This window comes from Demequina sp., from assembly GCF_016278775.1.
Taxonomy (GTDB): Bacteria; Actinomycetota; Actinomycetes; order Actinomycetales; family Demequinaceae; genus Demequina.
Genome location: NZ_JADQBF010000074.1, coordinates 1 through 11407, shown reverse-complemented (window position 1 = coordinate 11407; position 11407 = coordinate 1). Strand labels below are relative to the sequence as shown.

The following is an 11407-nucleotide window of genomic DNA, read 5'->3' as shown; positions in this document are numbered from 1 at the left end:
GCCCCAGCCCCGCCAACGGATGCAACCATGCGCGCCAACGCGGCCTCGGTGCCCTCCACGACGCGGTCGATCAGGTCTAGCTCTTCGTCGGCTTCCGACTCGGGGTCACCGTCGTGTCTGTTCTTGTCTTCATCGTCGTCATCGTCATCGTCATCGCAATCGTCATCGCTCCACCACAGCAGCAGGACGATGGCGGCGAGAAGCATGAATGCCCACACCATGGGATTGAGCAGGAGCACCGTGACGCGCCCGAAGTTGGAGTAGTGAACGAGCACCACTCCCTTGACCTCGTCGCCCTGCGGCGTGAACGGGTCAATGAAGTCGTTGTTGTCCCCCTGCATCTGCCAGCCCTCATCCGCGCTGCCGTCGATGATGCGGTGGACTACTTGCGAGCCGCCCAGTCCCGCTGGGGCGTAGATGATGACGTCACCGACGCTCGGCTCCATCTCGCGGGCGATCACGAGATCGCCGTCGAAGTACGTCGGCTCCATCGAGTCTCCTGAGACGATCACGATGGACGTGGCGCCGCCGAGTTGGGTGGGCCACAGGTACCACGCGTCGATCGCGACGACGAGCCAGATCAGCACTGTTCCGATCAACGACAGATACCGGCGAGTGGTCCACTCGCCGGTATCTAGCCATTGTCGAATCTTCACGCGATCCGCTCAGCGCGTTGCTTGGTGGCTCGGTGCCTAGGGGGTGAAGATCTGGATGTCGATCGAGTCCAGGCTCGTCGTGAGCGGCACGCCCGTGAGGTCCACGACCACGGAGGTTCCAAGCGGCGTCGTGACCGTGCCGGACTCGGTGTAGGTCGTGGAGGCCGCCGTCGTCCCATTGATGGTGTACGAGAGCGACTCGGCATCGGCGCAGTCGGCGTCAATATCCGAGATGGTCAAGTTCACGTACTCCGTCATCGCGGCGTTGTAGGTGTAGTCGACGTCGACTGCCGTGTCGCAGGCTGCGAGGAAGCTACCCGTACCTACAGCGATGTTGTCGTCGTTGACGTTGACGGTCAACTGCGATGCGGATGCCACGCTGAGGCCGGCAACGCCCATGATGCCGAGCGCAACAGCGAGCGCCTTACGTGAGTTCTTCTTCTTCGCCATGATCTTGGTTTCCTTTCATCATGCGCACCGGGCACGCCCCCCTTCCGGGAGTGCCCCGCCACGCGGGTCGTGGATTTCACTCGAAAGCAATATCGGTGTGAAATATCCGACACTTGAGAGTGACAAAAGCCGCAGATATGACGCCGATGCGTCGCTCTGTGAGATATGTCACACGGGTGTGTTCCGTGCTGCAAACGGTGTGTGAACCCGTTGTCTTCCGATCACAGACCGGGTATGCCGCCCCTCGCGGCCCGCCGGAGAGTGCGCGAATGCACCCCGCAAGGGTACCTGTGTCGAACTCGTCACATGGCCCCCCCAGTTCTGGGGGTTCTCGACGGATAGTTCGTAGGGCTAGCGCACCGAACCGCGGTACATGATCGGCATCGGGATGAGGTGCTGCTGAGGCTGTGTCGCGCCCGTCAAGATCAGTTCTGCCGCGAGCCTTCCCATCGTCTCGTACGGCAGTGCTGCGGTTGTCAGGCCCGGTCTGACAAAGTGGGCAAACTCGTCGTCGTCGAAGGAAACGACCGAGACATCCTGGCCAACTCGAAGCCCGCGCTCGAGCATCGCCTGGTAGGCGCCAAAGGCCAACCGGTCATTCATCGCGATGATCGCGTCGAAGGTTTCGCCGCTGTCAACGAGGTCGGCGATGGCCTCGTACCCTGGCTCCGGCTCCCATGCGGACAGGGGTAACTGAGCCGCGAGGTGCATATCGTGTTCCTTCACCGTTTGCGCGATGCCTGCCGTGCGCCTGCGCACCGTCAAGGTGTCCACCCAGTCGGGCGGTGCGCCGATGTCTCGACCCAGCACCACGATGCGCTCTTTGATGCCAGCGGCCGCGAGCACGCCAGCGATGGCCCTGCCCGCTTCGAACTCATCGGGAAGAACCGATGCGTCTCCCGCTGCGGACGTCGCATTGAGCATGACGAATGGCACGGGAATCGAGCGGTCGGGCAGTTCGAGCTCCCTGGCGCGCGACGCCGCGAAGATGATGCCGTCGACGGATCTGTCGAGGAAGGAGTCCAGGGCCTCGGCTGCGGTGGCGATGTCCGTGCCGGTCTCCGCGATGTGGAGGATGTGGTCTCGTGAGTGCGCCTCGCGCAACGCCCCCAGAATGAGCGCGCTCGCCCATGGCCGGGTGGTCACAGAGTCCGAGATCAACCCAATAGTCGCCGACCGAGAGGTGAGCAAAGTGCGGGCCGCGAGATTGGGACGGTATCCGAGTTCCCGCGCGGCCTCGCGGACGCGCTCACGCGCCGCCGGTGATATCCGGATGCCTGGCCGGTCGTTGAGGACCAGCGAGGCGGCGCTCACCGAAAGGCCTGCTCGCGCAGCTACGTCTGCGAGCGTGACTCTCTTCTCCGCCACGTGTCTCCTCCCTCTGTTGCTGCCATTCTACCGGCCGGTCGCGGGGCTCCTCTGAAGGTAAAGGGATATACCTCACGTGATAAATCGTTACATCACCGTTACCTCGAGGTGTTGCCTCCAAGTTCACCCGGTGATCTACTGGCAGTGATAAACCGATTGACCGGACAACGACGTTGGCAACGGCAGCCGCGTCGCTCCGACCAAGGGAGCCTCAACGTGGAGAAGTCTTGCAACGCCTCAATGCCACCCTTGCGGGAGGTCGCTGATGCTCTCCGTTGACGGTCGATGGGTGTGGGACTTCTGGGTCGCGGATGATGGCGATGCGTACCACCTCTTCTATTTGAACGCCCCTGATTCACTGCGCGGCGAAGACCTCCGGCATCGCAACGCCAGGATCGACCACGCGGTCTCCACCGACCTTGCCGACTGGTCGCTACGCGGAAACGTGTTGGCTGCCTCGGGGGGCGACACGGACGACGCCAGCGCATGCTGGACCGGCTGCGTGGTGTCTCACCGAGGCCGCTGGACGATGTTCTACACGGGCAGTCGGTTCCTTGACGATGTCGGGCCAAACGCCAACGTCGAGACGATCCTCGCCGCAGAATCCACCGACCTCGACACCTGGAAGCGCCGCAGCCAGCTCGCGGTGCGGGCGGACGCCCGCTGGTACGAGCTTCTCGACGCGCCCGAGTGGCACGAAGAGGCGTGGCGAGATCCATGGGTGGAGCGAGACGGTCACCGGTGGGTCATGTACATCACCGCACGTGCGAACCATGGAGACATCGATGATCGCGGCGTGATCGGCTTTGCGACGTCTGACGACCTTGAGACGTGGAGCGTGCACCCTCCTCTGAGCGATCCCGGAGCGGGATTCTCTCATCTAGAGGTGCCGCAATTGGTTGAGGTCGGCGGCCAATGGGTGTTGCTTTTCTCGTGTCCCACGGCGGCGCTGTCGCGAGCGCGTCGCGAGGCAGGTCACCGAGGGGGCATCTGGAACCTGCCGGTCGATGGACCTGGCCGCCCATTCGACGCCTCCAAGGCACGACTCCTTCATGACGAGTCCCTCTACTCGGGGCGAGTCGTGTTTGACAGGTGGAATCAACCACAACTCCTCGGGTTCCACGCGGGCTCCGGGGAGGACTTTGTTGGCGCGATCAGCGACCCCATGCCGCTGACCGTGACGAGGGATGGCTACCTGGCCATCACATCAGATCTTGGGTTCACCCATAGTGAGGGCGGAACCAAGCCACACAAGGAGGAATCATCATGAAACACCGCAAGAAGGCAGGCGCCAGCGTTGTCGCGGTTACCACCGCCGCATTGCTGTTGGCCTCATGCAGCTCCGGCGGAGGTGGAACGTCTAGCGCCGGTGACGGTACCGGCGACGTCGAGGTCTGGGCACATCAGGGCAAGGACACTGAAGTCGCCGCCCTCCAAGACGCCGTCGCGAACTTCAACGCGTCGCAATCGGACATCAACGTGAAGCTCACGCTGGTCCCAGAGGCCGACTACACCACCACCATTCAGTCCACGTCGGCCGACGACCTGCCGGACGTGCTGGAACTGGACGGCCCCACGCTGGCGAGCTTCGTGTACGACGCCAAGGTGGCGCCCATCGACAGTTACGTGTCTCAGGAAACCATCGACAACGCCACCGTAGGCAACGTCAATCAGGGAACCCTCGACGGGACCCTGTACGCGCTGGCGCAGTTCAACTCCGGACTGGGCCTGTGCGCCAACGGAGAGATGCTCGATGCCGCTGGTGTGAGTTATCCCGATTCAATCGACAGCGCGTGGTCCGCCGACGAGTTCCTGTCGGCTCTGGAGACGCTGGCTGCCGAAAACGACTCAGGGTACGCGCTCGATATCAAGGAGAACTACGGCCTTGGCGGCGAGTGGGGCACGTACGCGTTCTCCCCGCTGTTGCAGTCGGCAGGCGGAAACCTCATTGCAGACAACAAGGCCTCCGGCGTCATCGATGGCCCCGAGTCTGTCGCTGCCATGGAGGCGTTCCAGAGCTGGATGCCTTACGTGGACCCTGACGAGGACGATGCGGCCCTGGTCGAGGGGCGAGTCGCCATCAGTTGGTGCGGTCACTGGTTGTACCCCGGGTACAGCGAAGCACTGGGTGACGACCTCGTGATTCTGCCGCTCCCCGACATGGGCGACGGCACCAAGAGTGGTGCGGGCTCGTGGACGTGGGGAATGGGCTCCACCACGAAGCAAGGAGCCGCTGCTGGTGCGTTCCTGGACTACCTGCTCAATGATGAGAACGTGAAGGCAATGACGACCGCGAACGGCGCTCCGCCCGCGACCGAGTCGGCGCTTGCCGCCGACACGCTCTACAGCTCAGGAGGACCTCTTGAGCTGTGGGGTCAGCAACTGGGGGCCGGCTGCAATGCGGACTCCATCACCGACGACTGCGTCACAGTCCTGCGACCTCTGACCGCTGGTTACCCGGTCATTACCTCGGAGTTCGCATCCGCCTTGGCCGCAATCGCGACAGGCGACGACGTGCAGTCCGCACTCACCGGTGCGGCCACCGCAATCGACCAGTCGTTCGCCGACAACAACGACTACGAGTAGACCGAGCACAGTGTCCGCGGCGGGCCCCGGCTCGCCGCGGACACTGGAGAGGCGACCATGTCGAACCCCACCGCCGAAAGTCCGCGTAGGCGCTCACTCCGTTGGAACCGCCGAGAGCTCCCCGGTGTCGCGATGGCCACCCCTGGCATCATCGGGCTGCTCGTCTTCGTCGCCATCCCGTTCCTGGTGGCGATCTTCCTGTCCTTCCACAACGCGCAGCTGAACTCACCGCGCGCCCCCAACTACATCGGCATCACGCAATACACGCGGCTATTCGCCGACGCGCAATTCTGGCGAGCGCTCGGCAACAACCTCACCTTCGCGGCCGTCGTCATCCCGGTGCAGACCGCCATTGCCTTAGGTCTGGCCATGCTGGTCAACCAACGTCTACGGGGGATATCAGTCTTTCGAGCGCTGTTCTTCTTGCCGGTCATCTTCCCGATGGCCCTCGTCGCCGTCATCTGGCGACTGATCCTCGCCCGCAGTGAGGGCGGCCTGCTCAACTCGCTGGTGCACTTCGTGACCTTCGGGCAGGTGGGACCGCAAGACTGGCTCGGGAACTCGGCAACCGCCCTCCCCTCCATCATCCTGCTCTCAATCTGGCAGGGCGTCGGCTTTCAGATGATCATCCTGTTGGCGGGCCTCCAAGAGATTCCACAAGAACGGTACGAAGCGGCTCAACTCGACCGCGCCAACCGTTGGCAGCAGTTCCTCTATGTCACCCTGCCGGGCATACGAAACACGCTGATCTTCGTGGTGTTGCTCACGTCGATCCTTGCGTTCAGGGTGTACGACCAGGTCTACATCCTCATCACCTCCGGTGGAGCCAACAGGACCGCAACACAGACGGTGCTCTATCAGGCCACCACCAGCGTCTTCGATCAGAACAACCTTGGGCGTGCGTCCGCGATCACCGTGGTGTTCTTCGCGATCGTGCTGGGAATCACCGTGATTCAGCGCCGCCTCGTTCGACAAGAAAGCGAGGCGTAGAACTCATGACGAACGCCCAATCGCAACGAGCACGGAGCCGCAGATGGCGAGCAGCGCGTAGCTATCTGGTCCTGACCGTGCTCGCCGCAGCATACGTCGCGCCCGCCTACTACCTCGTGATCGGATCGTTCAAGCCCGCCGCCGATGTCCTCAGCGGCCTCGGTGGCTTTGCTCCACAACACCTCAATCTGGACAACTACCGATCTGTCTTCGACTCGCTGGCTTCCGACAGCACCGGGTATTTCTGGCAGTTCATGACGAACTCGATCCTTATCTCCCTGGCCGTCGTGGTGGTCGGTCTCGTGGTGAACTCGATGGCCGCCTACTCCTTCGCCCGGCTGTCGTGGCGCGGTCGGGACAAGTCATTCCTCTTGGTCGTGGCGCTCGTGATCGTTCCCTTCGAGGCCGTCGCGATCCCGTTGCTCTTCATGCTGAATGACATGCGCAACTCCCTGCTGGTCCAGGCGCTTCCCTTCTTCGCAAACGCCTTCTCCGTCTACTTGTTCTACACGTTCTTTCTGGGGCTCAGCAAAGACATAGAAGAGGCCGCACGTCTGGACGGACTTGGTTCATTCGGCACCTTCGTTCGCATCGCAGTGCCGTCCGCAAAGCCCGTGTTCGCCACGGTCGCGATCCTGACGTTCATGACGACGTGGGGTCAGTACCTGTGGCCGTCGCTGGTGGTCTCCAACCCCAGGTATCGCCCGCTCCCGCTCGAACTCAGCGTGTTCTCAGGACAGATGCCGGTCGACTGGGGAGAGGTGTTGGCGTTCGGCACATTGCTGATCCTGCCGGTGTTGATCTTCTTCGTGGCCTTCCAACGCTTCTTCGTGCAGAGCCTGGCGTCATCGGCGGTCAAGGGGTAGGCCTCGTCCGCATCCAATGGCGCAAGCACGCGGGCCCCTGCGGGAATCCAGCCAGTCCGCCAAACAGAGCTGGCAGCGGGACTCGAACCCGCAACCGCCCGATTACAAGTCGGGTGCGCTACCAATTGCGCCATGCCAGCGTGCGTGCAGATGCACCAGAAAAGGGTACCTGGGTCGAGCCCGACTCATTCCCCACCAACGGCGTCGCGAATGGCTTGCTCGAGCGCGCCCTCAACAGTCCAGTTGAGGTCATCGGGATTGTCGCGAGGGTTCTGCATGTCTCCATTGATGGCGAGCGTCGGCGTGAACGGCAGTCCGTCCTTGCTGGCCCGCTCCGTCGCCGTACGCACCCACGACGTGTACTCGTGGTCAGGGATGCGCGCCACCACATCGTCGGCGATGCCCACCTGGCTTGCGATCGCCTGGATCTGCGCGTCCGTCAAGCCCTGTGTGTTCTCGGCGGGCTGGTTGACGAACATCGCCTCCATGAAGGCGAGGTAGTCATCGGGCGACTCGGCGGCAACGAGCGCGGCGGCCGATGCAGCACGCGTCGAGAACTCGGTGCCAAGAGAGTAGCCGTCCAGGTAGCCCAGCGGGTGGTAGTACACGTCGACAATACCTTGCGCGCGCAGCTCACTCACTATCTCGCTGTGCGTCTGTTCGAAGCCCCTGCATGCGGGACACATGAAGTCGAAGTACACGTCCAACCGGACGCGCGTGGAGTCGAGTTCTTCGCCCACCACGCCGGTAGAGCCGATGGGGATTCCACCGTTGTCTGAAGCCACCGCGAGGTCGAGCTGACCCTCGCCGCTCACCTCGCTGACGTCGCCTTGACGGACGATGTACGCGACGAGCGCCACGAACAAGGCGACCAGCACGATGCCTGTGACGCTCCAGCCGACCGCGCGGCGACGCGACTGCGCGCGCGTCTGGGCCTGCGCCTGACGCTTCGCCTCAGCGACGACCGACGACGACTCCGTTGACTTGGCCATGACGACCTACCCCTCTCGGGCCCTGCGAACCCTTACTCGCTTGCGGCGTCCTGCACGAACTGAAGTAGCGCGCCTGGTTGTGTCCAGTTCAGGTCACCAGGGTTGGCCCGGGGGTCCTGCATGTCCCCATTGATCGCGACAGAAGGCGTGCCCTTCATGCCGTCAATGCTTGCCTGTTCCGTGGCACTGCGCACCCATTCCGCGTATGCGTGGTCGGGAATCTTCGCGACCACGTCGTCCGGGACTCCCGCCACCTTGGCGATTTCTTGGATCTGCGCATCGTTCAGGCCCGGGGTTCCCTCTTCAGGGCTGTTGAGGAACATGGCCTCGATGAACCCGAGGAAGTTCTCGGGCGACTCCTGCGCGATGAGCGCTGCGGCCGACGCCGAACGCGTCGAGAACTCGGTGCCTTGCGAGGTGCGGTCCAGGATCGAGATCGGGTGGTAGTAGATGTCCGCGGTGCCGTCCTCGCGCAACTGCTGCAGCACGGGCCCCTGGGTCTCCTCGAACACTCCGCAGATGGGGCACATGAAGTCCAGGTAGACGTCCACCCGCACGCGGCTGTCGTCCAGACCCTCGCCGACCACACCGGTAGTGCCCACGGGGAAGCCGCCGTTCTCAGTCGCCACAGTAGGCGTGGCTTGATCGCCTGCACCCACGTCCGCTACTTCGCTCTGACGCACGATGTAGGCGACGAGCGCGGCAAAGAGGCCCACCAAGACGACGCCGATGACCACCCACATCACGGCCGTGCGGCGCTCTTGAGCGCGCACCTGCGCCTGGGCCTTCTTCCTAGCGTCGGCGACCTTGTCCGTCTCCTGGACGTTCTTTGCCATGTGGGGACTCCTTATTCGGGTCGGCTCGTGGCGACCAACGGCTCGCCGCGCATCCATGCGTCGAGAGAGAGGGGTGTACGGGGAAACACAAGCAGAAAAGCGCCGAGCGCCACAAATCCCGCGCGTTCGAGCATGTGGCCAGGATAGTCGGCAGTGCCCTCGGCGATGTTCCCGCCGCCACCAAAGCAACCGCAGTCGATGCTGTAGCCCTGAGCCCACGCCCATGCCACTCCAAAGGTGAACGCGGCCATCATCACCAACCACGCGACGGACGCGAGACGTGTGAACACACCGACGAGCAACACAAGCGCGAGCACCAACTCGAAGTACGGCAGAGCGGTTCCGACGAACGGCACGACGGTCTCCGGGAGTAGGCGGTACGCACGCACGGCACGAACAGACTGGTCGACGTCGAGCATCTTGGGGATCGCCGCAGCGACCAGGATGCCCGCCATGGCGAGTCGGACCACCACACTGATCCACGGCTGGATCAGGCTCCAACGCTGGTCCCTCGACGCCTTCTCGACGTCTGCGGTTGCTGACATGGCCTTCTCCTTGTTCGTCGGGTCAACGCGCTTCAAGGCGCGCGCGTTCCCCGGCTGCGGGACATGGTGCCACGGACTACCCGGCGGCCTGCGGCATCTGGGGGAACGGCCACCACCACGGGTCGGCACCCACGTAGATCGCGACAGCAAAGGACGCGATCACGATGAAAGCCACCACAATCCATGCGGCACTCACTCCCGTGGTGGGTGCAAGCGCCTCGGTGATGCGGTACGCCCCCTCACGAGTCTTCCAAGACCACAGCCCCCACCACAGCGCGCCAATGAAGGCGAGCGCCCCGATCGCGAGCGCAATGGCGTGACCCCAGGCTTGATCGTCTGGCGCGTCTGACGCGGCCGCGCCGCTCGACACCAACCACCATCCCAGGGCGCCGATGCCGATGCCCATCACTGTCGCGGCAAGAAGCGACGGCACCATTTCCACGAGGGCGCGGAGCACATGCCACGGGACTCCCACCGTGTGAAGTAGCGCGTCCATGCGCCGCTCGCCTCGCCTCGCGCGCGTTTGTCGTATGGCCTCCGAGCGCCTAAAGACCGTGCGCGCCACGAGCGCCGTCACCGTGATCACCGCCGCCGCAATCACCGGCGCAAGCATTGCTCCTGCCGACGCGGCAATCGCCCAGGCCGCCACTAGGAAGGGCCGACGGGGCGACAGCTCGACGTCTTCGACCACTTCCTCTGAGGTCGGCAGCACGAATTCCTCGAAGTCATCCCTGAATCTCGACTCAGGCGCGTCGGCGTCGTCCCAATCATCGTCGGCGTCGCCACCGTTCTGAGCCGACGCGGCGTCGACCGGGAGCACGGCCGTGCCGCCGGAACCGTCCGCAGAGTTCTCCATGACCGTGGTGGCCGGTACGGACTCGCGGGGCAATACCGTGGTCGCGCCCCGCAGTGCGGCGATCACATCCCGCATTCCAGGTCGCACTTCCAGATCTCGGTCGAGCGCGGCCGCAAGAACATCGGCGCCGGGAAGATCGGGAACCTTCCACTTTCCCTGCAGCGTGCGCCTGATAGCGGAATTGCCCGTGCCGAACGGGGCGTCGCCCGTCATGGCGTACGCCACGGTGGCGGCCCACGACCAGCGGTCCGCGATGGTCCCCGGCTCCGCGCCGTCAATCACCTCTGGCGCCACATAGCCTGCGGTGCCGCTGACGAGGCCCTCGCGGGTCAGGCGGTCGTCGTCCTCCCTGTGCGACAGGCCAAAATCGATCAGCACTGCGCCGTCTGGCGACATCATCACGTTGGACGGCGTCACATCCCGATGCACCAAGCCGGCGGCGTGTGCTGCCTCCAGCGCGCCTGCGATGCGCTCGGCACAAAACGCGAGGTCTTCTCCTTCTAGCGGACCCCTTTCCGCGACCTCAAGCGCAAGGCTCTCGCCTTCAATGAACTCGAACACCACGAAGGTCTCGTCCTCTTCGAGTTCGGCGTCACGCACGCGCGGCACGGCAGGGTGGCGGATCGCCATGAGCGCGCGCACCTCGCGTCGCAAGCGCTCCGCCGCCACTTCGTCGTGCTGTGCGTCGACCCGCTTGAGCGCCGCGGCGAGGCCTGCGCCGTCCCGCACCAAGTAGACCTGTCCAGAGCCGCCAGCGCCCAATGGGCGCTCCACCACGTAGCCCCCGATGCTCGCACCGGGGTCGAGTGTGCGGCGGGCCATGGCATCACGTTACCGCTGCTGTGCTCATCCCGGCAGATTCTCGGTCTGCCGTCCCGGTCCAGATGTGGCACCATAGGAGGGCCGTCGCACAGCAGCGTCGGCAAGTGTCAGTGTGGACACCGCACAGGCGCTCTTCACTACGGATCGTCCGGCACGTACCTGCCGGTGAAGGGACCAGCAATGGCAACCGTGACCTATGACAAGGCCACCAGGATTTACCCCGGCACCGACCGCCCAGCGGTCGACCAGTTGGACATCGACATTGCCGACGGAGAGTTTCTCGTTCTCGTCGGCCCCTCCGGTTGTGGAAAGTCCACGTCGCTGCGCATGCTCGCAGGCCTCGAGGACATTGACGAAGGCGCCATCTGGGTAGGCGACCGCGACGTCACCAACGTGCAGCCCAAGGACCGCGACATCGCCATGGTGTTCCAGTCCTACGC

The 11407-nt window shown here is 64.0% G+C and carries 12 protein-coding genes and 1 tRNA gene; 5 read left to right on the top strand and 8 right to left on the bottom strand.

The genetic code is table 11. The features are described 5' to 3' along the window. The 3 genes from QZZ33_RS08805 to QZZ33_RS08795 form a co-directional block, all read right to left on the bottom strand. Positions 1-656: signal peptidase I (locus tag QZZ33_RS08805; protein ID WP_291379472.1), on the bottom strand; the 656-nt coding region annotated here is incomplete at its 3' end. Between the two features lie 36 nt (positions 657-692). Then, positions 693-1106, bottom strand: a complete 414-nt coding sequence (locus QZZ33_RS08800; RefSeq protein WP_291379470.1) for a hypothetical protein — start codon at positions 1104-1106, stop codon at positions 693-695. A 351-nt stretch (positions 1107-1457) separates the two neighbouring features. Continuing rightward, positions 1458-2474, bottom strand: a complete 1017-nt coding sequence (locus QZZ33_RS08795) for a LacI family DNA-binding transcriptional regulator (protein WP_291379468.1) — start codon at positions 2472-2474, stop codon at positions 1458-1460. A 265-nt stretch (positions 2475-2739) separates the two neighbouring features. Here QZZ33_RS08795 and QZZ33_RS08790 point away from each other — a divergent pair, with 265 nt between their 5' ends. The 4 genes from QZZ33_RS08790 (at position 2740) to QZZ33_RS08775 (ending at position 6916) form a co-directional block, all read left to right on the top strand. Beyond that, a complete protein-coding gene (locus QZZ33_RS08790; protein WP_291379466.1) occupies positions 2740-3744 on the top strand; it encodes a glycosyl hydrolase family 32 in 1005 nt (334 codons plus the stop codon). Next, the gene (locus QZZ33_RS08785; RefSeq protein WP_291379464.1) at positions 3741-5060 is read left to right on the top strand and encodes an extracellular solute-binding protein; all 1320 of its coding nucleotides are present in this window, start codon (positions 3741-3743) and stop codon (positions 5058-5060) included. The genes QZZ33_RS08790 and QZZ33_RS08785 overlap by 4 nt, the downstream gene beginning before the upstream one ends. 132 nt (positions 5061-5192) lie before the next feature. Further along, positions 5193-6050, top strand: a complete 858-nt coding sequence (locus QZZ33_RS08780) for a sugar ABC transporter permease (RefSeq protein ID WP_291379462.1) — start codon at positions 5193-5195, stop codon at positions 6048-6050. 5 nt (positions 6051-6055) lie between these two features. Then, positions 6056-6916 (top strand): carbohydrate ABC transporter permease, encoded by an 861-nt coding sequence (locus tag QZZ33_RS08775; protein ID WP_291379460.1) that lies wholly within the window; start codon positions 6056-6058, stop codon positions 6914-6916. A 67-nt stretch (positions 6917-6983) separates the two neighbouring features. Here the strand turns inward: QZZ33_RS08775 and QZZ33_RS08770 are convergent. The 5 genes from QZZ33_RS08770 to QZZ33_RS08750 all read right to left on the bottom strand — a co-directional run bounded on the left by QZZ33_RS08770 (position 6984) and on the right by QZZ33_RS08750 (position 10967). Beyond that, positions 6984-7056 (bottom strand) — tRNA-Thr (locus QZZ33_RS08770). A gap of 45 nt (positions 7057-7101) precedes the next feature. Next, entirely contained in the window at positions 7102-7908 is an 807-nt protein-coding gene (locus QZZ33_RS08765) for a thioredoxin domain-containing protein (protein WP_291379459.1), read from the bottom strand. Between the two features lie 32 nt (positions 7909-7940). Further along, a complete protein-coding gene (locus QZZ33_RS08760) occupies positions 7941-8744 on the bottom strand; it encodes a thioredoxin domain-containing protein (protein ID WP_291379457.1) in 804 nt (267 codons plus the stop codon). Between the two features lie 11 nt (positions 8745-8755). Next, positions 8756-9289, bottom strand: coding sequence for a MauE/DoxX family redox-associated membrane protein (locus tag QZZ33_RS08755; RefSeq protein ID WP_291379455.1), 534 nt, complete (start codon positions 9287-9289; stop codon positions 8756-8758). A 76-nt stretch (positions 9290-9365) separates the two neighbouring features. Then, positions 9366-10967 (bottom strand): serine/threonine-protein kinase, encoded by a 1602-nt coding sequence (locus QZZ33_RS08750; protein ID WP_291379451.1) that lies wholly within the window; start codon positions 10965-10967, stop codon positions 9366-9368. Between the two features lie 180 nt (positions 10968-11147). Between QZZ33_RS08750 and QZZ33_RS08745 the strand changes: the two genes are divergently transcribed. Continuing rightward, on the top strand, positions 11148-11407 hold a 260-nt coding region (locus QZZ33_RS08745; RefSeq protein WP_291379448.1), incomplete at its 3' end, for an ATP-binding cassette domain-containing protein.